This is a genomic window from Paenibacillus sabuli, from assembly GCF_014705605.1.
Lineage (GTDB): Bacteria > Bacillota > Bacilli > Paenibacillales > Paenibacillaceae > Paenibacillus_D > Paenibacillus_D sabuli.
The window spans coordinates 108,023-129,353 of sequence record NZ_JACXIZ010000014.1 but is presented as its reverse complement, the minus strand read 5'-3'; the positions used below and the strand labels follow the sequence as shown (position 1 = coordinate 129,353).

Genomic DNA, 21,331 nt, shown 5'->3' with positions numbered 1-21,331 from the left:
GAGCCCGCATGAAAGCCGAAATTATCGCCGTCGGCACGGAGCTGCTGCTCGGTCAAATTGTCAATACGAATGCGCAATTTTTGTCGCAGCGACTGGCCACGCTGGGCATCGACGTCTATTTTCAAACGGTGGTCGGCGATAATGCCGCACGCTTGCGGGAGGCGATCCGCGTGGCGAGCGGACGCGCCGATCTGGTGCTGTTCACCGGGGGGCTGGGGCCGACCCAGGACGATCTGACGAAGGAGACGCTCGCCGATCTGCTGGGCAGGAAGATCGACATTCACGGACCGTCCATGGCGAAGATCGAGGCGCTCTTCGCCTCGCGGGGCATGCCGATGGTCGAAAGCAACCGCAAGCAGGCGTTCATGCTGGAGGGCAGCGAGCCGCTGCCCAACGAGACCGGGCTGGCGATCGGCGACGCGCTGACGGTCGAGCATACGCACTACATGTTGCTGCCCGGGCCGCCGCGCGAGATGCGGCCGATGTTCGACGGGCCGGGCGTGCAGTGGCTGACGCCTCGGCTGGATGTGCGCAGGCCGATTTATTCGCGTCTGCTGCGCTTCGCCGGGATCGGCGAGTCCAATCTGGAGGCGGCGCTGCTGGAGCTGATCGACGGCCAGTCCGATCCGACGATTGCGCCGTATGCCAAGGAGGGCGAGGTCGCCTTGCGCATCTCCACCAAGGCGGACGACGAAGCTGAAGCGCTGGCGAGGATCGACCGCACGGTCGACGCCATTAAGGAGCGGGTCGGGGAGTTCATATACGCACAGGATGATATCGCCATCGAGGAGGCGGTCGTGCGGTTGCTGCGCAATTCGATGCGCACCATGGCCGCCGCCGAGAGCCTCAGCGGCGGCTTGCTGGCTGAGCTGACGACCAGCATACCGGGCAGCAGCAGCGAGTTCCTGGGCAGCGTCGTGGTCTATACCAACGCGATGAAGCACAAGCTGCTGGGCATCCCGATGGCGCAGCTGGAGGGGGCCGGCGCCCCCGGCGCGGTCAGCGAATCGACGGCGATCATGATGGCGGAGCGCATTCGCGATATCGCGGGCAGCGATTTTGGCGTCGCGCTGACCGGCGTGGCCGGCCCCTCCGAGAGCGAGGGCAAGCCGGTCGGGCTCGTCTATCTCGCGATCGCCCAATCCGGTCATCAGACCGAGGTCTTTACGCTCCATCTGGAGGGCGGCCGCGAGTCGATCCGCCTGCGCGCGGTCAAGGCGGCCTTTTATCGCCTCTGGCTGGCACTGAAGGGATAACCAGCCCGGCAAAGCAACGAGCGGAAACGGGAGCCGCTGAGCAGGTAGCGGGGCGTAAAGCAGCAAGCGAAGCGCCGAGCCGGTAATGGAGCGTGACGCAGCAAGCGGAGCCGCCGAGCAACAAGAGGAGCGTAAAGCAGCTAGCAAAGCCGCCGAGCAACAAGAGGAGCGTAGAGCAGCTAGCCGAGGGGAACGGGCTTGGCAGTAAGCCGATCCACCTGGAATGCCCGCGTTGCCCCGCGTTCCGCATCATGATGTAGGCGACACCCCCGCTGTAACGGACATGGGAGCCGCTTAGCGCTGTTTTTCGGCTCCCTTTCGCGTGTAACGGTCATGAGGAACGCTTAGCGGGAATTTTGGTTCCTTTTGCTGGTGCAAATGCCCGCTAAGGATCCTTCACGAAATAACCAAAGACAGCTCATCCATCAGGCGGGCAAACGGACGAACCTCAGCTAACGGTTGCCAGCGCGCTTATTTCGATCAATTTCAGGCGACTTCCAGGCTAGCGGTTGCCACAGCGCTTATTTGGCCAAAATCGCGTCTTTTCAATGGATTTCAAGAAAATAAGACCTGTGGCAACCGTTACAATTCGATCGGCGCTTTTTTGGGCGCAATAGCCGCTGTGGCAACCGTTAGGTTCGTTGGCGGATGGTGAAGGGATAATGACGGTTTCAATCCCACCAGGTTATTCTGTAATGGACACTAAGCGTCGCTAGTGTCCGTTAGAGCTGCCGCTCGCAGCCGGACGCGTCGTCCCGCAGTCGGAGGCATCGTCCCGAAAGCCTGAGCGCCAGGCCGCAGGCTGCTCTGCAACAGACGGGCCAGGCCGAGCCTCTCTAACTGCTTCGGCCTGGCCCGTCTGTAAATTTGCGCCACCATCTAAGTTGCGGAGAGGTCTTGGCCACAACGGGCGCGATTTTTTCTTTTAGGTGCTCTGACCGGGGGGCCAAGCGTTCCGCCGAGACCTCTCGCTTCTTAGTTCCAATTATAAGAAGAATCGTGGGCTCAGTTTAAAATGGCCCTTGCCGTTTCGCCTTGCCATAGGCTATAATATAAACCAGTTAACGGAAGAACCGTAGCGAAGATTACTTTGCTGCGGTTTTTTAAGTGCCTACGCTTCGCAGGTTTTACACCTTCGAGCAAGCTCTTTAGCTCCCGGGAACGAAAAAAACGAATGTATGTTCGAAAAAATGCTTGGCAAAGCGTCCGAAAAAAGGTATCATAACACTATAACTTATTGAAGGATGTGAGTCGATTGTCAGATCGTCGCGCAGCATTGGACATGGCCTTGCGCCAGATTGAGAAACAATTCGGAAAAGGCTCGGTAATGAAACTGGGTGAAAATGCGGGCATGCAGGTCGAAACCGTGCCGAGCGGTTCGCTTGCTTTAGATATCGCACTCGGAATTGGCGGCTTGCCGCGCGGCCGGGTAATCGAAGTGTACGGACCGGAATCCTCCGGTAAGACGACGGTGGCCCTCCATGCGATCGCAGAGGTGCAGCGCATCGGCGGACAAGCCGCCTTTATCGATGCGGAGCACGCGCTGGATCCGCTCTACGCCCGCAAGGTCGGGGTTAACATTGATGAGCTGCTGCTGTCGCAGCCGGATACGGGCGAGCAGGCGCTGGAGATTGCCGAGGCGCTCGTGCGCAGCGGCGCGGTCGATATCGTCGTCGTCGACTCTGTGGCCGCGCTGGTGCCGAAGGCGGAGATCGAGGGCGAGATGGGCGATTCCCACGTCGGCTTGCAGGCTCGCCTGATGTCGCAGGCGCTGCGCAAGCTCTCGGGTGCGATCAGCAAATCCAAAACGATCGCGGTCTTTATCAACCAGCTTCGCGAAAAGGTGGGCGTCATGTTCGGCAATCCGGAGACCACGCCCGGCGGACGTGCACTGAAATTTTACTCGAGCGTCAGGCTGGATGTGCGCCGCATCGAGACCATCAAGCAGGGCAACGATATGGTCGGCAACCGGACACGAATCAAAATCGTGAAAAACAAGGTCGCCCCGCCCTTCAAGCAAGCGGAGATCGACATCATGTACGGGGAGGGCATATCGAAGGAAGGCTCTCTGATCGACATCGGCACGGAGATGGACATTGTTCAGAAAAGCGGCGCCTGGTTCTCCTATCAAGGCGAGCGGCTGGGACAAGGCCGAGAAAATGCCAAACAGTTCCTTCGGGATCATCCCGAAATTGCGGATGTCATCGACAAGGAGATTCGCAAAAACAGCAATTTGTCGGCGACGGCTGTTCCATCGGAAACATTGGGCAAAGAGGAAGACGAGGACGAGTTGGAAGAATTGGTATAAGCGTATTGCCTAGCGGCGGCCCCTGCGAGCAAGATCTATAGGGGTTGCCGTTTTTTGAAATTCAGACAATAATAGGATGCTTGAAAGTGACACGCATCTGCCGACTGGGAGGGAGGAGATCGTTTGCGGGAATCTACGCGCGAAGCCCCGATCCGCATCGGTAAGGTGGAACGGGACCGCAAGCGGCGAGACCGCTATCATGTATACGACGAATGCGATGGCGACAAACCGCTTCTGAACGTACACGAGAATATTCTGATTCGTTATAATCTGTTCAAAGGCGAATTGCTGACGCTCGAAGCGATTCAGGATATACGGGAAGCCGAAGACGGTCAGCATGCTTACAGCTTGGCGCTGACCTATCTGACGGCCAAGCCGCGCACGCGGGCCGAGCTGACGTCATACTTGCTTCGCAAGGACATTTCCACGGAAAAGGCGGAGCAAGTGTGCGAGCGGCTGGAGCAGGAACGCGCGATCGACGATGCCGACTACGCCCGGCGCTTCGCCGAACAGCGGCTGCGGCTGCGAGCGAAGGGTAGGCTGGCGATTCGGGAAGAACTCCGCAGACGGGGCATTGACCGGGAGCAGACGGCTGACGCGCTCTCCGAGCTTGATCCGGAGCAAGAGCTGGAAGCGGCGGTTCGAGCCGGCGGCAAAAAGTGGCTTCATTTAAAAGGGGAGCGCTTGGAGCGCCGCCGCAAGCTGATGATGTTTCTGGCTCGACGTGGATTTCCCGGAGATATCGTGCGCTCGGCCTCAGCCCGAATCGAGGACGAGCAAGCGGGCAGCGGAGATGAGGAAGAGATGGACTGAGACTGGCGCTTGACAATTGATTTTCTCAAAAGCTAAAATGTACATGTATTCCTTCCTCTTTTCGAATCGATTTTTCTTCCAAAAATGGATTCGAATCGATAAGTTTCGTCAATATTTGTATCGATGAACGGTATGGAAACCGGCTTGAAAACCCAATATCATCCCAAGCGTTTGCCTTGGTGAATGCAACGAGGAGGTGAGAAAGATGGACACTTTGCTCACGATCCTGCTCGTTGTTGGCGGTATATTCTTAGGGATTGTGTTTGGTTATTTTATTCGAAAGTCGATTGCCGAAGCCAAAATTTCCAGTGCTGAGCAAGCAGCCGTTCAAATCGTTGAAAATGCGAGAAAAGATGCGGAAGCGCTCAAAAAGGAAACCGTGGTCGAAGCGAAAGACGAAGTCCACAAACTCCGTTCCGAAGCAGAAAAAGACATTCGCGAGCGCCGTAATGAAGTCCAGCGCTTGGAGAGAAGACTGCTGCAAAAAGAGGAGTCGTTGGATAAAAAGATAGAGCAGCTGGAACGCAAAGAAGAAAATGTAGCCAACAAAGAGAAACGGATCGAAGAAACAAAAGAGCAGATCGAAGGGCTGCACCAGAAGCAGGTCAGCGAATTGGAACGAATCTCCAGCTTGACGATGGAGGACGCCAAGCAACTGATCTTGACGACGGTCGAGCAGGAAGTGCGTCATGAGACCGCGCAAATGATTAAAGACGTGGAACAGCAGGCCAAGGATGAAGCGGACAAGCGTGCCCGCAACATCATTTCCCTTGCGATCCAGCGCTGCGCAGCGGATCATGTTGCGGAGACGACGGTATCCGTCGTTTCTCTGCCGAATGAAGAAATGAAGGGCCGAATTATCGGCCGTGAAGGCCGGAATATTCGGGCACTGGAGACGTTGACCGGTATCGACCTGATTATCGACGATACACCGGAAGCGGTCATCTTATCCGGATTCGACCCGATCCGGCGTGAGATCGCCCGTACTGCCCTAGAGAAGCTGGTCGCCGACGGACGTATCCATCCTGCTCGCATTGAGGAAATGGTGGAGAAATCCCGCAAGGAAGTGGACGATCGCGTCCGCGAATACGGCGAGCAAGCGACCTTCGAGGTGGGCGTGCACGGCCTCCACCCGGATCTGATCAAAATTCTCGGTCGTTTGAAGTACCGCACCAGCTATGGACAGAATGTCCTCAAGCATTCCATGGAGGTCGCGTATCTGACCGGTCTGATGGCGGCGGAGCTGGGCGAGGATATTACACTGGCGAAGCGTGCCGGTCTGCTGCATGATATCGGCAAAGCGCTCGATCATGAGGTAGAGGGCTCGCATGTCGAAATCGGTGTGGAGCTCGGCAAGAAATACAAGGAGCACCCCGTGGTCGTCAACAGCATCGCCTCGCATCACGGCGATTGCGAAGCGGAGTCGGTCATTGCCATGCTCGTCGGGGCGGCCGACGCCCTGTCTGCTGCACGGCCCGGCGCGCGGCGCGAGACGCTGGAGACGTACATCAAGCGTCTGGAAAAGCTCGAAGCGATCTCCGAATCGTTCGATGGCGTGGAGAAGTCCTACGCGATTCAAGCGGGGCGCGAGGTTCGGGTCATGGTGCAGCCGGAACGAATCGACGATGCCGAAGCCTTCCGGCTGGCGCGCGACATTACGAAAAAAATCGAAGGCGAATTGGACTACCCCGGTCATATCAAAGTCACCGTTATTCGGGAAACCCGGGCTGTCGAATACGCCAAATAAGCAAAATCAGTTGCAAAGCTCCCGTGGCCGTCTCATTGCCACGGGTGTTTTGTTTCAAAGCATAACGAAAGCATCGTCTTGCCACCGGTCCGCTACAGCCCGGCGAGCAGGTCGGACGGCGGTTTGAAGGAAACAGAAAGAGGGTAACTATGAAGGTATTGTTTATTGGAGATATTGTTGGCCGGGTCGGCCGCGAGGCGCTCAAGAAAGTGCTGCCGGCTTTGCAGTCCAAGCATCAGCCGCATCTTGTCATCGTCAACGGGGAGAATGCCGCCTCCGGACGCGGCATTACAAAAGCGATTGCCAGACAATTTTTCGAGCTCGGCGTGCACGGAATCACAATGGGAAATCACACTTGGGACAACAAGGATATTTTTGACTGGATCGACGATGAGCCGAGGCTGGTCCGCCCGGCCAACTATGCCCCTGAGGCGCCGGGTGTCGGGAGCGCGCTCGTGCGCGGGAATGGCAAGGAGCTTGGCATCGTCAGCGTGCAAGGCCGTGCCTTCCTGCCGCCAATTAATTGTCCGTTTCGCGAAGCGGAGCGGTTGCTGGACGAGCTGCGCAGACGCACCCCGTTCACCCTTGTCGACTTCCATGCAGAAGCGACCTCCGAAAAAATCGCCATGGGCTGGTATTTGGACGGCAAAGCGTCGCTCGTCGTCGGTACCCATACCCATGTTCAGACCAATGACGATACGATCCTGCCTCAGGGCACGGCTTATCTGACAGATGTCGGGATGGTCGGCTCCAAAGAAGGCGTACTCGGGATGCAGCGCGATGCGGTGCTGCATCGTTTTTTGACGCAACTGCCGGCGCGCTTCGTCGTGGATGAGGGGAAATGGCAATTCCACGCCGTATTGGCCGAGCTTGACGATGCCACGGGCAAGGCCAGCCGGCTGACGAAAATTCGCTGGACCGAGGAGGAGTGGCTGCTCATCTAAAGCCCGGCGCTGCCGCGGGGCCACCGGAAAAGAAGGAATTTTTTCACCTCTCGCGAATACCTATTAAATAGTGGAATTCAATCATCACTCCCGAGGAGGAACTTTACATGGAAGTATTAAAAGTTTCAGCAAAGTCCAATCCAAACTCTGTTGCTGGGGCGCTGGCCGGTGTTCTTCGTGAACGGGGCGGAGCCGAATTGCAGGCGATCGGGGCCGGTGCATTGAATCAAGCCATTAAAGCAGTAGCGATTGCGCGGGGGTTTGTAGCGCCGAGCGGGGTCGACCTGATCTGTATTCCGGCGTTTACGGATATTGTCATCGACGGGGAGGATCGCACGGCCATCAAGTTGATCGTGGAACCTAGATAGATGGCGTGCCGGCCGGCGCGACGGATACAGTTGAATCTACCACTACGATAACGAACCTGTTTGCTTATACGTAAGCAGGTTTTTTTGTCGATTACGCACATCGAAAGCGAAAGGGGCGCGATGCAAATCGAAACGGTAGATTTCCATTGTGATGTGCTCGCCAAAATGCTGCTCGACAAGCAAGCCGACTTTGGCGGACAAAAGGGCGATGGTCGACTTGATGTGAGCTACGCGCGTCTGAAGGAGGCGAAGGCGTGTCTGCAAGTGTTTGCGATCTACTTGCCGGAGCGTCTGGAGCCGAGCACCGCGCATTTGCTCCAAGCCACCGAGCTGTTCTTGCGCAGCATTGCAGCGCTGCCGGGTATGCGCTTCGTCCGCACCGCAAAAGACTTGCGAGAGTGTCAGGCCAGCGGCAAGATCGGGGCGTTGCTCTCGCTGGAAGGGGCGGCCGCGCTGCAGGGTCGACTTTATATGGTGCGCATCATGCAAGAGCTCGGATTGCGAGCGCTCGGGCTGACTTGGAATGATGCCAACTGGGCCGCGGACGGCGTAATGGAGCCGCGTCAGGGCGGTCTTACGCGAGCGGGGCGGGCGCTGGTGGAGGAATGCGGGAGACATCGCCTCGTGCTGGATGTGTCGCATTTGACCGAGCGCGGATTTTGGGAGGTGGCGGAGTGCAGCGCTTCGCCGCTGATCGCCTCGCACTCCAATGCTTACGCTTGCTGCAAGCATCCGCGCAACCTCACCGATGCGCAAATTCGTGCGCTTGCCGGTATGGACGGCCGGATCGGCATCACCTATGTGCCCCAATTTTTGAACGACTCCGGCGCGGCCGCAATCGACGACGTGCTGCGTCACATCGAACATATATGCACGCTCGGCGGAGCCAAGCAGCTCGTGCTCGGCTCGGACTTTGACGGCATCGACCGCCACGTGCGAGGACTGGCGCATCCGGGGCACGTCCCGCGTCTGCTTGAGGCGTTGCTAAAGCGATACGACGAGCCGTTCGTTCGGGGCATCGCCGCGGAGCATGCGCTTCGCTTCTTGTCGACGCACCTACCGCCCGAATAGCGGGCCAAAGGCTTGTTTCATCTTTTTTTGTTATGGATTCAATCGAAAAGAATTATATTTGAATTCACTGAAATCCCTTGCAATTTACAGCAAGGAAACATAGAATTTATATGATCATGTAAATTCGCCTGACAAGCTGACAGCATAACGGATACGTTTACTAAAAAGAGGAGTTGGACATTTTGATCAGTCAATTGTCTTGGAAGATCGGGGGACAACAAGGAGAAGGCGTAGAAAGCACCGACCGTATCTTCTCAACGGCGTTGAACCGGCTAGGCTATTATTTATACGGCTACCGTCATTTTTCGTCCCGCATCAAAGGCGGGCACACCAATAACAAAATTCGGATCAGCACCACGCCGATGCGGGCCATTTCCGATGATCTCGACATCTTGGTTGCATTCGATCAGGAAAGCATCGACCTCAATGCCCACGAGCTGCGCAGCGGCGGGGTAGTCGTCGCAGACGCCAAATTCAACCCGACCCTCCCCGAAGGCATTGACGCCAGACTGTTCGCGGTACCGATCACTTCGATCGCGGAAGAGCTCGGCACCTCCTTGATGAAAAATATGGTCGCATCCGGCGCTTCGTGGGCGCTGCTCGGACTGCCGCTCGAAGTGTTCAACAAGGCGGTGGAAGAGGAATTTGGCCGCAAGGGCGCGGCCATCGTGGAGAAAAACGTCGAAGCGGTCAAGCGCGGCTCGGAGTACGTGCTGGAGCTCGCAGGGGGCCCGCTTGAAGATTTCCGGCTGGAGGAGGCCGACGGCAAGCAAAAGCTGTTTGCCATCGGCAATGAGAATATCGGCCTCGGCTGTATTGCGGCGGGCTGCCGCCTCATGTCAGCTTACCCGATTACGCCGGCCTCGGAAATTATGGAATATCTGATCAAAAAGCTGCCGAAATTCGGCGGTACGGTCGTCCAGACGGAGGATGAAATTGCCGCGGCCACGATGGCAATCGGCGCCAACTATGCCGGCGTGCGCACCATGACGGCTTCGGCCGGTCCGGGGCTGTCGCTCATGATGGAGGCGATCGGGCTGGCCGGGATGACCGAGACGCCGCTGGTCATCGTCGATACGCAGCGCGGCGGACCTTCCACGGGACTGCCGACCAAGCAGGAGCAATCGGACCTCAATGCGATGGTATACGGCACCCACGGCGAGATTCCCAAGATTGTCATCGCGCCGGCCTCGATCGAGGATTGCTTCTACGATACGGTCGAAGCGTTCAACCTGTCCGAGCAGTATCAAGTGCCGGTCATCATCATGACCGATCTGCAGCTGTCGCTGGGCAAGCAATCATGCGAGGAGCTCGACTACGATCAGATCCGCATCGAGCGCGGCAAGCTCGTGAAGGAAGCGCCTGAGATCGAGGAGAAGGCGCTCTTCCAGCGTTACGAATTGACGGCGGACGGCGTATCGCCGCGGGTGCTGCCTGGGGTCAAGCACGGCATTCACCATGTGACGGGCGTCGAGCACGATGAGACCGGACGGCCCTCGGAGAATGCGCGCAACCGTCAGCTCATGATGGATAAGCGGCTCGGCAAATTGGCAAAGCTCGAAATTCGTGACGCGCTGCGCGTCGACGCTCCGCATGAGGCGCCCGAGCTGCTCATTATCGGCATGGGCTCGACCGGCGGCACCATCGACGAGGCCAGAGCGCGTCTGGAGAAGGGCGGACGCAAGACGAATCACATCACGATTCGTCAGATCCATCCGTTCCCGACGGACTTGCTGACCCCTTATCTGGAGCGGGCCGAGCGGGTGCTCGTCATTGAGAACAACGCGACTGCCCAGCTCGCCAACCAAATTAAAATGCATGCCGGCCACGGTGAAAAAATACGCAATCTGCTGAAATACGACGGTACCCCGTTCCTGCCATCGGAAGTCTATCAAGCTTGCAAGGAGCTGAACTAATCATGGCTACATTCAAGGAATTCCGTAATAATGTGAAGCCGAACTGGTGCCCCGGCTGTGGCGATTTCTCGATTCAGGCTGCGATTCAGCGCGCTGCGGCCAACGTCGGACTCGAGCCCGAGAACCTGGCGGTCGTATCCGGCATCGGCTGTTCGGGACGGATCTCCGGCTACATTCACGCATATGGCTTGCACGGCATTCATGGACGGGCCTTGCCGATCGCCCAGGGCGTGAAGCTCGCCAATCGCGAGCTGACGGTCGTTGCCTCGGGCGGCGACGGCGACGGCTTCGCGATCGGCATGGGGCATACCGTACATGCCATTCGGCGCAATATGGACATCACGTACATCGTCATGGACAATCAGATCTACGGCCTGACCAAGGGCCAGACTTCGCCCCGCAGCGCAGAGGGCTTCAAGACCAAGTCGACGCCGGAAGGCTCGATTGAGTCGGTCCTGTCGCCGCTCGAGATTGCCATGTCGGCCGGAGCGACCTTCGTCGCGCAGTCGTTCTCCAGCGATCTCAAGCAACTGACCGCGCTCATCGAGGCCGGCATCAATCACAAAGGCTTCTCCCTGATCAACGTATTCAGTCCGTGCGTGACGTTCAACAAAGTCAACACCTACGACTGGTTCAAGGAGAACATTGTAAAGCTGGAGGAATTCCCGGATTACGATCCGACCAACCGGATCGCGGCCATGACGAAAATTATGGAAACGGGCGGCCTGCTCACCGGCCTCATCTATCATAACCAAACCCGCAAGCCTTACGAGGAGCTCGTCTCGGGTTTCCGTCCGGAAGGTTTGGCGAAGCAAGAGCTGCAGCTATCACGCGATGAATTCGAACAACTGACGGCAGAATTCAAATAAAGGCAGCTCTGGAAGGCATACGGCCGATACCGGCCGTATGCCTTCTGCCATGCCGGCAGCTTCGACAACTAAGCATATAGGAGATGAGCAAGTCATGAAAACTGTACCTGTGGGCGTCTCGGCCCGTCACATTCACCTGTCGCAATCCCACGTAGAGGCGCTGTTCGGCGAAGGCTATCAATTGACTTCGATGAAGCCGCTCTCCCAGCCCGGGCAGTATGCCGCACACGAAACGGTCGAGGTGCGCGGACCGAAGGGCGGCTTTCCGAAGGTGCGCATCCTCGGCCCGGCCCGCTCCCGCTCGCAGCTGGAGCTGTCGCGCACCGATGCCTTTGCAGTCGGCCTGCAGCCGCCCGTTCGGGAATCCGGCGACATTGCGGGTACGCCGGGCATCCGGGTGATCGGTCCGGCCGGGGAGCTGGATCTGGAAGAAGGGGTGATCGTGGCGGCGCGCCACATTCATTTCCATACGTCGGATGCGCAGGCTTGGGGCATTGCGGACAAGCAGCGGTTGACGGTGAAGCTGGAGGGCGAACGCGGCTTGATCCTGGAGCAGGTCATCGCTCGCGTATCGGACAGCTATGCGCTGGATATGCACATCGACACGGACGAGGCCAATGCGGCAGGCGCCAAAACGGGCGACCGGGCGACCATTTTGGACTGAGACGGCCTTCGTCCTTCCCGGTAGCACCTCTAGTCGAAACGTGATATAATCGGAAAGATATGACTAGAGGGAAGTGGTTGCACATGGCGCAAGAACCGAAGGATTACAGCAAATATTTCGATTTCTCCGGAGCCAAGCTCATTTCCGAGGACGAACAAGGCAAACGCATACGACTCGGCGGACGGGAGATCCATCTGATGTCCGAGCCGAATACCCGTCGGGAAAAGCAGCGCGGCAAAGAGCAGGTGCAAGTGCTGTACGATGCGGCCATTCCGGAGGAGCTCCGATCGCTTGGAGCTAATCGACACTATATGATAACGACGTACGGCTGTCAGATGAACGAGCACGACACCGAAGTCATGAAGGGCATGTTCGAGCAGATGGGCTACACCGCGACGGAAGACCGCCGTGAAGCGGATGTCATCTTGCTTAACACCTGCGCCATTCGCGAGAATGCGGAGGACAAGGTATTCGGTGAGCTGGGCCACCTGAAGACGTTAAAAACCGAAAGGCCGGAGCTATTGCTCGGCGTATGCGGCTGCATGTCGCAGGAGGAGTCGGTAGTCGGCCGAATTCTGCAAAAGCACGCGCATGTCGACCTCATCTTCGGCACCCACAACATTCACCGTCTCCCGCACCTGCTCCAGGACGCTTTGATGAACAAGGAAATGGTCGTCGAGGTGTGGTCCAAGGAAGGCGACATCATCGAAAACCTTCCCAAAAAGCGCGAGGGCATGCGGGCCTGGGTCAACATCATGTATGGCTGCGACAAGTTCTGCACGTATTGCATCGTGCCTTATACGCGGGGCAAGGAACGCAGCCGTCGGCCGGCGGATGTCATTGCCGAGGTGCGCGAGCTGGCGCGTCAGGGCTACAAGGAAATTACGCTGCTGGGGCAGAACGTCAATGCGTACGGCAAGGATTTCGAGGACCTGGACTATCGGTTCGGGGACTTGATGCGCGATATGACCGCGATCGATATTCCGCGCGTTCGATTCACGACGTCGCATCCGCGCGATTTTGACGATCACCTGATCGAGGTATTGGCCGGACAGGGCAATCTGGTCGAGCATATCCATCTGCCGGTGCAGTCGGGCAGCACGGAAATTCTGAAGCGGATGAGCCGCAAGTATACCCGGGATTCCTATCTGGAGCTTGTCGGCAAGATCAAGCGCGCCATTCCGAACGCGGTTCTTACGACGGATATCATCGTCGGCTTTCCCGGCGAGACGGAGGCGCAGTTCGAGGAGACGATGACGCTTGTCCGCGAGGTCGGCTTCGAGTCGGCGTTTACCTTTATCTATTCGCCGCGCGAAGGCACGCCCGCTGCCGGCATGACCGACGATGTGCCGACCGAGGTGAAGAAGGCAAGGCTCCAGCGCCTGAACGCGCTCATGACCGAACTGGCCAGGGAGAGCAACGACCGATTGCAAGGCGCCGTTGTCGAACTGCTCGTCGAAGGCGAGAGCAAAAACAACCCGGACATTTTGTCAGGCCGCACGCGCACCAACAAGCTGGTTCACTTTGCCGGACCGAAGTCGCTTATCGGTTCGTTCGTGCACGTCAAGGTGACCGAGCCGATGACCTGGTACATCAAGGCGGAATTGGTCGGCAGCGAGTCGGCGGCGGTATTGTAACGCAAGGAGGAGACCGAAGCGATGGCAAACAAAGAAACAGTGCAGGACGCGCATGATCAGGTGCAGCTGCACGGCAAAGCATGCGACATTCCGCATTTCGAATCGCGTGATCTCGTCGTGGGAGAGGCAATCAAAGCGAAAGCCGAGGAGCTGGCCAAGCTGATTGCCGGATCCCGCGAGGTGCAATTTTATCAGCGGGCCGAAGCGCAGATCAAGGGCAATGACCGCATCCAAGGCTTGATTGCACAGATGAAAAAAAAGCAAAAGGAAATTGTCGCGTTTGAATCGTTTAACAATGCGTCAATGGTGGCGAAGATCGAAGCCGAGATTGAGGCGCTGCAGAACGAGCTGGACGGGATTCCGATCGTCGGGGATTTTCAGCAGAGCCAATCCGACATTAACTATTTGCTTCAGCTCGTCATGTCGATCATCCGGGACACCGTTTCCGAAAAGATCAATGTCGAGTCCGATTCGGGCAGCGAGCCTGACGAATGTATCGATTAGATTGGCGAAAAAACGTGCCTGCGGTTGCTCGCGGCACGTTTTTTTAAAATGAATTGGCGGCAAGACTTATGCACTGCACGTATTAATTGTCTAACTTTTGGAAGCGAATTCGCCCGCATACCCGCTCCCGCGGCGCCGGGTCGCTGTCTGGAGCTGAGGCGCGTAGGCCCGCAGGGCAAGTACGAGAATCGTCGCGACGACGGCCTTGATCACATCGCCCGGAAGGAAGGGGTACATGGCCGCTACCATCGCCTTGGACAAAGAGATGTCCGCAACATGGGTATACCAGGGTACGCCCGCCAAATAGGACAAGGAGCCGCAAAAAAAGATGGTCACAAACAGTGCGCCCGCGCGCAGTGTTTTTTGCCGCGCCAGCCCCCGGCTGCGCAGCAGACGACCGGTAGCCAGGCCGACGGCCCAGGCGCAGACCGGGAACATCCACAAAAAGCCGCCCGTGAACCCCAGCATCAGCGATAGACCGCCGTTGCCCTGAATGAGCGGGAGCCCGACTGCGGCCAGCGCAATGACCGAAAAAATGCTCAAAAAGCCGTACACGGGACCTAAAAAAGCGCCGGCCAGCATGACCGCCAAAGGCTGAAGCGATAGCGGAACGGCCGTGAAGCCCAGCGGGATTTTTATGTAGCTCATGACAATAAAGAGGGCGGCGAAAAGTGCGGTGTAGACAAGGCTGCGCAAGGAATGGGACATCGTGACAATCGACTCCTTCGTTGTATTGTTAACCTTTTTGTATTATGATGGTTAACAAATAGGATTTTACCACAATGCAATCGGAAGTGGAAGAGGGCGAAGAAAAAATGAATTGCACATCGCCATTCAGCTTGGACAATGTGACGGTACAGGCGAGCCGCCCAACAGCCGAGCTGGAAGGGGAAGAGCCGAGCACCTTGCTTACAGTGGAAGCACTACAGGTGCAGCCGGGCGAATGGGTCCAATTGATCGGACCGAACGGCAGCGGAAAAACGACGCTCGTACGGCTCCTGACCGGTCATCTGGGCACGGGGCTGCACGTCCAAGGTCAGCTCTCGCGCGGGTTCGCAGGGGAAGAAGAAATCGCATACGTGATGCAGCATCCGGACGCGGCGCTGGTCGGATCCACGCCGCGCGAGGACATCCTGATGGGACTCGAGCTGCGTGGCTTACCCGCCGCTCGCATGCCGCAGCTGCTCGAGCTGGCGCTGGCGTCGACCGGTCTCGAAGCGTTGGCGGATCGTCCGATCGAGCAGCTCTCAGGCGGGCAAAAACAACTGACCGCACTGGCCGGCTGTATCGCGGGCGGGGCGCAGGTGCTGGTGCTGGACGAAGCGACCTCTATGCTCGATGCCGAGTCGGCGCGACTCGTACTGTATACTGTACGCGAGCTCCACGGCGCCGGAACTGCCGTCGTTTGGGTCACACACCGCCAAGAGGAGTGGGCGAGAGGGGATCGGCTAATCGCTTTGCAAAAGGGCCGCATTGCCTTTGACGGGGCAATCGACGACTTTTACGGCGGAACGGATGGCTGCGGCGCCCAGAGCGTCTGCGGGGCAATGGGCCTGCCGGTGCCGGAGATCGTACAGGTCGGCCTCCATTTGCGTGCGCGCGGTTATCCGCTGCAAGTGCTGCCCTTAACCGCATTGGAGCTGGCAGAGGAGGTCGGACCGTGGCGCTGACGGGCAGCTGGGTCATCGACGAGCTGCAGATCGCATCTCCAGGCTCCGCCGCGCCGCGCGTGCTCCTGCAGATCGAGCGCTTGCAGCTCGACCCGGGGCGGCTCTATCTCGTGACAGGCAGGAGCGGTGCCGGAAAAACGACCTTGCTTGAGAGCCTTGCGGGATTGCGCGAGCCGGCTTCGGGACGAATCGAACTGGGCGGGCGCTCGCTTTGGTCCAAGCGCCGTCCTGTGCGCGAGCTGCTTTTGCAACTGGGGGTGAGTCTGCAGCATAGCGAATCGCAATGGTTCGCGTCGACGGTTCGAGAAGAACTGAACTACTCGCTGCGCCCGTATCGCACTCGTTCGAGAGCCGCCGAGCTCGAGCAAGGGGGATGGATCGAAGCACTGGGCCGCTCCGGTCTGGCTGCGGACGTGCTGGATCGCGATCCCTGGTCGCTGAGCGGCGGCGAGCAGCGCCGCCTGGCGCTGGCCTGCGTCATGGCCTGCCAGCCGGACTGGCTGCTGCTGGACGAGCCGACAGCCGGGCTCGACCGGGCGGGCGCCGCCCAATTGCGTGCGAGCCTGGCGCGCCATGTCCGGGCCGGAGGCGGGGCGATCGTCGTCACGCATGAGCCGTGGCTCTTGGCGGGACAATGTCCGCATGTGATTCTCTCGATGGCGGACGGACGTCTGAGCGGACAAGGGCAAGCCATGGCGGCGCATCCGCAATCGCTGGCAGCCGCAGCGCAAGCGCTCCGGGAGGCCGGCTTCAGGCTGCCTGCCGAGCCGCCTACTCCGACGCAGCTGGCTCGGCAGATTGCGGAGCAGCTGAGGCCGCCGGACAACCCGACAATTGAGGAAGCCCTTGCTGCCGAAGCGCCTCGGAGCGCACGCAAGGAGGCGGACGAAGCAGAGAACGCGCCTTTGGTGCGCGAGCATACTGCAGATGTCCTTTCCAGGCAGATGCCGCAGCCCGATGCCTCTCCGCAGCCGAATGTCTCGATGACGCGAGTCGCTGCCGCCGAGCCTGACCCTGCAGAGCGCCATAGCTGGTCCCGTTTCGATCCGCGCGCATTGTGGGGAGGCTACGTGTTGCTTACAGCGGGGATTTTGCAGCAGCAGACTTGGCTCGGGTTAGGAGCGGCAGCCGCCGCATGCGCCTATCCGCTCTGGCGGCTGCGCAGCTGTCTGCTGCCGTGGCAAGGTTTGATACGCGGCTACAGCGTGATGCTGCTGCTAGTGGCGCTGTTGGCCGGCCTGCAGCTCCAGCCGCTGCAGCTCGAGCTCGAGTCCTCGCTCGTCACCGCACAGCGGCTGACGCGTCTGCTGCTCGTCATGCTGCTGGGGATTCCGCTGACGCAGCTGGTCTCTCCGCTGCGTTTGAAGCGGGCGCTGGAGCAAGTGCTGCGGCCGCTGGGCCGGCTCGGCTTGCGCCTGGAGACGTTCACGCTACTGATCGCGCTGATCTTCCGGTTCGTGCCGCTGCAACTGGCGCAATGGGAGCGCTTCGCCCGCATCGCCCAGGCGCGCGGCAAATCGGGCGCCAAGCCCGGACGCATTCCGCTGCGCGAGCTGCATCGCGTGCTGATTCCGTTCATGATGTCGCTGCTGCGGCTGGCCGATCAGATGACGACCGCGCTGCAGGTGAGAGGCTTCGGCTCCGGTCGCTCGAAGACGCAGGGGTGGCGGCTGCGCATGGGGAGCGGGGATGGGCTGCTGCTCGGAGCGGCAGCCGGGATAGCTTCGTTGTTGTGGCTGCTGCAGCAATGGCTTTCCGCTTCTTGATACGTGCCGGGTTCGGTATCGTAATTTAATAAAGAAAAGAGGGCTCGCGACTTGTGCGAGCCCTCTTTTCTTTCCAGACATGATGTTTAGTATTTAGTACAGATCGATTTCTTTGGCGGTGTTGATATCCGGGAGCTTCATGAGCTCGTCGAGCACTTCCTTGGCGGCTGCTTTGTCCACAGCCAGCACCATGATGGCGGCGCCGCCGACCAGCTTGCGTCCGACCTGCATCGTCGCGATATTGACATCGTTGGTGCCGAGCAGCGTGCCGACGCGTCCGATGATGCCCGGCTTGTCCTGATGCGAGATGAGGATCAGGTTGCCTTCCGGGGCCACGTCGACCGGGAACTTGTCAATCTGCACGATCCGCGCCCCGTAGCCGTTCAGCAGCGTGCCGGCGACGAGATGCTCTTCCTGCTTGGTCCGCAGCGAGACTGCGATATGGTTGGTGAAGCCTTTGGTGGCGCGCGATTTTTGTGTAACGATGTTGATTCCGCGTCCGTCCGCGAGGTGCATCGAATTGACGAGGTTCACCTGCTCCGAGCCGAGATGATGCGCGAGCACGCCCTTCACCACATGCCGCGTCAGCGGCTGAGTGTCGACATCGGCGAGATCGCCGGAATACGTGACGGTAATTTCCTCGACCGCTCCGTCAATTTGCTGGACGGCAAAGCCGCCGAGCTTTTCGCCAAGCTCGAAATACGGCTGGAGCTTGCTGCGCAGCTCTGCCGCAATCGGCGGCATGTTGACCGCGTTGACAAACGGCTCGTTGCGCAAAATATGCAGCACCTGCTTGGATACGTCGATGGCCACATTCTCTTGCGCCTCTACCGTCGAGGCGCCGAGATGCGGGGTGACGATGATTTTGGGGTGCTTGAGAAAAGGATGATCCGCGGCAGGCGGCTCCGACTCGAACACGTCGAAGCCGGCTCCGGCTACGATCCCCTGGTCGATCGCTTCGACCAGCGCCTGCTCGTCGATGATGCCGCCGCGCGCGCAATTGACGATGCGCATGCCGGGCTTCATGACTTCGAATTGCGCCTTGCCGATCATATGGCGCGTCTCCGGCGTCAGCGGCGTATGCACCGTCATAAAATCGGCGTTGCGCACAATTTCGTCGACTGTCGACAATTGCACGCCCATTTTTTCCGCCCGCTCCTCGGTCAGGAACGGGTCGTATCCCATGATGCTCATGCCGAAAGCCTTTGCCCGGCGCGCGACCTCGCTGCCGATCCGGCCCATGCCCATTACGCCGAGAACCTTGTTGCGCAGCTCGACGCCGACGAACGATTTGCGATCCCATTCGCCGCCGACGGTTTTCATGTAGGCTTGCGGAATATGGCGCGCCAGCGCCATCATCATGGCGAAGGTATGCTCGCAGGTCGTGATCGTGTTGCCGTCCGGTGCATTGATGACGATGATGCCGCGCTGCGTGGCTGCTTTTAGATCAATGTTGTCGACCCCTACGCCGGCCCGGCCGACAACCTTGAGCTGCTTACCGGCTTCCATGACGCGCGCGTTGACCTTGGTCTGGCTGCGCACGAGCAGCGCGTCGTATTCCCCGATGATGGAGACGAGCTCGTCCTCGCTGAGACCGGGTTTTTTATCGACTGCAATGTCGCTGGCCGCGGTCAACTGTTCAATGCCTAGATCGCTGATCGGATCCGATACCAATACTTTAAACATGTAAACTGTGCCTCCTATTCCGTATCCATGCCATAGCCTTTACTATTTTATAGCAACCGGCCGTGCAATTGCAATGCTCAAACTTGCCCATTTCGGAAATTTTCGTTATAGTTCAACCTAATATGACGGCAGCGTGCGACAAGGAGGAGCTTGCGATGGAAGCTTGGGGTTCGATAGAGGCACGGCAATTGCTAGAGGGCATCGAGCAAGGCACAATTTCGGGTTCTCAAATCATTGACGTGCGCGAGTTCGAGGAGTGGGACTATTATCATCTTCCGGGCACCACGCATGTGCCGATGCGGCAGGTGCCCGGCGAACAACGCATATGGGAGGGCGACGCGCCGATCTATTTGCTGTGCGCCCATGGGGTGCGCAGCGAGGCGGTGTGCCGCTATTTGGCGGAGCAGGGCGTGCGTGCGCCGCTATGGAATGTAGAAGGCGGCATGGCCGCCGTTGCAGCTTGCCGCGGGTTTGCCTACGATTAAGCGTCAGCCTGCGGAAGATGGAAAGAAGAACGGCAGCTGCGGAAGCAGCTCGTCGACATAAAAAGCCGATTTGCTGGCCGCAAAATCGCCGCTGCGTACGGCGCCCGTGCCGACCAGCAGCTCGACGGCAGCCGAGACGGTAGTTAGTTTTATGTTGGCCGCTTCGCCGCTGGCGATCAATTGGTCGGTCTGGGCGGCCAGGTCCTGCGGATAGTATGAGGTCAGCCGGCCGCGATTGGCCAGTTGGTCGGCCATGATTTTATTTTTGACGATCAGCGGCTGCTTGGACCAGTCTGCAAGCGGCAGCATGGACGGCATTTCAAATGCGTCCGGCAGATCCGGATCGACGGATGCCCCCCATTTCAACATGGCTGCATAGTAGCGTTGCTGGCCTTGAACGGCCTGCTGCACCGCTTCGGTGTAAAGGGCTTGCTTTTCGACGGCGGTCAGCGCCGCTCCGCGCTCTGCGTCGCCTGCTTGCTTGGCCGCGAGGTCAGCGACCTGCCCGAACAATCGGAGGCTCTCCAGCCAGCTGACCCGGGACTGCTCCAGGAGCGGCGTGTTGGGCGGCAGCGTCGCTTCGGCAAGGGTCTGTTGCTGTTGCTTGGCGAGCTTGCCGGCCGCTTTGAGCGCCGACACAGGATCGGCCGAGCTTTCGCCGCGCAGCTTGTCCATCGTCGTCAGCCATTCGTTCTGAAATTCACGAAACGGCAAAAATACAGTATGATAATAGGAGACCAGATCCTGTTGCTGATAGGCGATCGAAGGCCCGGTGTCGGCTTCGCTGTTCAATTGCTTCATGGCTTCGTACTTGGACTCCGTGCGATCGTATCCGACCTGGACCCCGTACAAGAATGCCGCTACGGTGACAATGAGCATAAATATAAACCCGAGACTGAAGAGAAGCTCCGAACGCAGGTGTCTTTTTTTCATTTCGTGTCTCCTTTGAGTTCCTATGACCCGTTTCTTACGTTTTAATATATCTTTAGCGACAGGCGGTAAGCAATGAAAAAATTCAAGTTGCGCAAAATCAGAATTCGCAAAGTTACCGTGGACCAGTTGGACGACCGGGCATTGCTTGCCAATGTCTACGCTACGCAGGCCATTACTTTAGTTATCGGTATCGTGTGGATGATTTTTCAGAGCCGCAGCCCATTTGGTTTGCTGGGGTGGCCGGCTCAGTGGCTGCAGGCGATGTATTGGGGAGCCGGTTTCGCGGTGGCGGTCATTGCCGTCGATCTGTTGATCACGCGCTGGGTGCCCGAGGAGGCAACCGACGACGGCGGCGTAAACGAACGCATTTTCCGCAATCGTCCGCTATGGCATATTGTACTGCTTTCGCTGGCAGTCTCCGTCTGCGAGGAGATGTTGTTTCGGGGTGCGGTGCAGTTTGCGATCGGGCCATACTGGACCAGCATTTTGTTTGCGGCCATTCATGTCCGTTATTTGAAGCATTGGATTCCGACGGGACTTGTCTTTTCAATCAGCTACGGCCTGGGCTGGATTTATGAGCAGACCGGCACGTTGTGGGCGCCGATCGCGGCCCATTTCCTCATTGACTTGGCCATGGGGCTCATCATTCGGTATCGCAAGCAGCCGTAACACGCTGCCGGGGAGGCAAAAGACA

At 58.6% G+C, this 21,331-nt stretch carries 19 protein-coding genes; 16 read left to right on the top strand and 3 right to left on the bottom strand.

Annotated features, from left to right (window positions below):
- Positions 1-8: 8 nt before the first annotated feature.
- The 12 genes from IDH44_RS08425 (at position 9) to IDH44_RS08370 (ending at position 14,097) form a co-directional block, all read left to right on the top strand.
- Positions 9-1,256 carry a competence/damage-inducible protein A gene (locus IDH44_RS08425; RefSeq protein WP_190916595.1) on the top strand — a complete coding sequence of 416 codons (1,248 nt, stop codon included), beginning with the start codon at positions 9-11 and terminating at the stop codon, positions 1,254-1,256.
- A gap of 1,255 nt (positions 1,257-2,511) precedes the next feature.
- Complete coding sequence (gene recA, locus IDH44_RS08420) at positions 2,512-3,564, top strand: recombinase RecA (protein WP_190916593.1); 1,053 nt, start codon at positions 2,512-2,514, stop codon at positions 3,562-3,564.
- A gap of 123 nt (positions 3,565-3,687) precedes the next feature.
- Positions 3,688-4,377, top strand: a complete 690-nt coding sequence (locus IDH44_RS08415; protein WP_190916591.1) for a regulatory protein RecX — start codon at positions 3,688-3,690, stop codon at positions 4,375-4,377.
- Between the two features lie 205 nt (positions 4,378-4,582).
- A complete protein-coding gene (gene rny / locus IDH44_RS08410) occupies positions 4,583-6,124 on the top strand; it encodes a ribonuclease Y (RefSeq protein ID WP_190916589.1) in 1,542 nt (513 codons plus the stop codon).
- Between the two features lie 149 nt (positions 6,125-6,273).
- Positions 6,274-7,068, top strand: a complete 795-nt coding sequence (locus tag IDH44_RS08405) for a TIGR00282 family metallophosphoesterase (RefSeq protein WP_190916587.1) — start codon at positions 6,274-6,276, stop codon at positions 7,066-7,068.
- A 107-nt stretch (positions 7,069-7,175) separates the two neighbouring features.
- Entirely contained in the window at positions 7,176-7,436 is a 261-nt protein-coding gene (locus IDH44_RS08400) for a stage V sporulation protein S (RefSeq protein WP_006211249.1), read from the top strand.
- Positions 7,437-7,556: 120 nt separating this feature from the next.
- Entirely contained in the window at positions 7,557-8,507 is a 951-nt protein-coding gene (locus IDH44_RS08395; protein ID WP_190916586.1) for a dipeptidase, read from the top strand.
- A 182-nt stretch (positions 8,508-8,689) separates the two neighbouring features.
- The gene (locus IDH44_RS08390; protein WP_190916584.1) at positions 8,690-10,423 is read left to right on the top strand and encodes a 2-oxoacid:acceptor oxidoreductase subunit alpha; all 1,734 of its coding nucleotides are present in this window, start codon (positions 8,690-8,692) and stop codon (positions 10,421-10,423) included.
- Between the two features lie 2 nt (positions 10,424-10,425).
- Positions 10,426-11,292 carry a 2-oxoacid:ferredoxin oxidoreductase subunit beta gene (locus IDH44_RS08385; protein WP_190916582.1) on the top strand — a complete coding sequence of 289 codons (867 nt, stop codon included), beginning with the start codon at positions 10,426-10,428 and terminating at the stop codon, positions 11,290-11,292.
- Between the two features lie 94 nt (positions 11,293-11,386).
- The gene (gene pduL / locus IDH44_RS08380) at positions 11,387-11,956 is read left to right on the top strand and encodes a phosphate propanoyltransferase (RefSeq protein WP_190916581.1); all 570 of its coding nucleotides are present in this window, start codon (positions 11,387-11,389) and stop codon (positions 11,954-11,956) included.
- An 83-nt stretch (positions 11,957-12,039) separates the two neighbouring features.
- Positions 12,040-13,593, top strand: a complete 1,554-nt coding sequence (miaB, locus tag IDH44_RS08375; protein ID WP_190916579.1) for a tRNA (N6-isopentenyl adenosine(37)-C2)-methylthiotransferase MiaB — start codon at positions 12,040-12,042, stop codon at positions 13,591-13,593.
- 21 nt (positions 13,594-13,614) lie between these two features.
- Positions 13,615-14,097: a RicAFT regulatory complex protein RicA family protein gene (locus IDH44_RS08370; RefSeq protein ID WP_190916577.1), complete on the top strand. Its 483-nt coding sequence runs from the start codon at positions 13,615-13,617 to the stop codon at positions 14,095-14,097.
- A 90-nt stretch (positions 14,098-14,187) separates the two neighbouring features.
- Here the strand turns inward: IDH44_RS08370 and IDH44_RS08365 are convergent, their stop codons facing one another.
- A complete protein-coding gene (locus IDH44_RS08365; protein ID WP_190916575.1) occupies positions 14,188-14,805 on the bottom strand; it encodes a biotin transporter BioY in 618 nt (205 codons plus the stop codon).
- Between the two features lie 74 nt (positions 14,806-14,879).
- Here IDH44_RS08365 and IDH44_RS08360 point away from each other — a divergent pair, with 74 nt between their 5' ends.
- Both IDH44_RS08360 and IDH44_RS08355 read left to right on the top strand, forming a co-directional pair.
- Positions 14,880-15,767: an ABC transporter ATP-binding protein gene (locus tag IDH44_RS08360; RefSeq protein WP_190916573.1), complete on the top strand. Its 888-nt coding sequence runs from the start codon at positions 14,880-14,882 to the stop codon at positions 15,765-15,767.
- A complete protein-coding gene (locus tag IDH44_RS08355; RefSeq protein ID WP_190916571.1) occupies positions 15,758-17,533 on the top strand; it encodes an ATP-binding cassette domain-containing protein in 1,776 nt (591 codons plus the stop codon). Before IDH44_RS08360 ends, IDH44_RS08355 begins: the two co-directional genes overlap by 10 nt.
- A 93-nt stretch (positions 17,534-17,626) precedes the next feature.
- On the opposite strand, the gene serA is transcribed toward IDH44_RS08355, so the two are convergent.
- Positions 17,627-19,219: a phosphoglycerate dehydrogenase gene (gene serA, locus IDH44_RS08350; protein ID WP_190916570.1), complete on the bottom strand. Its 1,593-nt coding sequence runs from the start codon at positions 19,217-19,219 to the stop codon at positions 17,627-17,629.
- 155 nt (positions 19,220-19,374) lie between these two features.
- Here serA and IDH44_RS08345 point away from each other — a divergent pair, with 155 nt between their 5' ends.
- Positions 19,375-19,704 (top strand): rhodanese-like domain-containing protein, encoded by a 330-nt coding sequence (locus IDH44_RS08345; protein ID WP_190916568.1) that lies wholly within the window; start codon positions 19,375-19,377, stop codon positions 19,702-19,704.
- A 3-nt stretch (positions 19,705-19,707) separates the two neighbouring features.
- Here IDH44_RS08345 and IDH44_RS08340 read toward each other — a convergent pair whose 3' ends face one another.
- The gene (locus IDH44_RS08340; RefSeq protein ID WP_190916566.1) at positions 19,708-20,637 is read right to left on the bottom strand and encodes a hypothetical protein; all 930 of its coding nucleotides are present in this window, start codon (positions 20,635-20,637) and stop codon (positions 19,708-19,710) included.
- A 72-nt stretch (positions 20,638-20,709) separates the two neighbouring features.
- On the opposite strand from IDH44_RS08340, the gene IDH44_RS08335 reads away from it, so the two are divergent.
- Positions 20,710-21,306: a CPBP family intramembrane glutamic endopeptidase gene (locus tag IDH44_RS08335; protein WP_190916565.1), complete on the top strand. Its 597-nt coding sequence runs from the start codon at positions 20,710-20,712 to the stop codon at positions 21,304-21,306.
- The last annotated feature ends 25 nt before the right edge of the window (positions 21,307-21,331 follow it).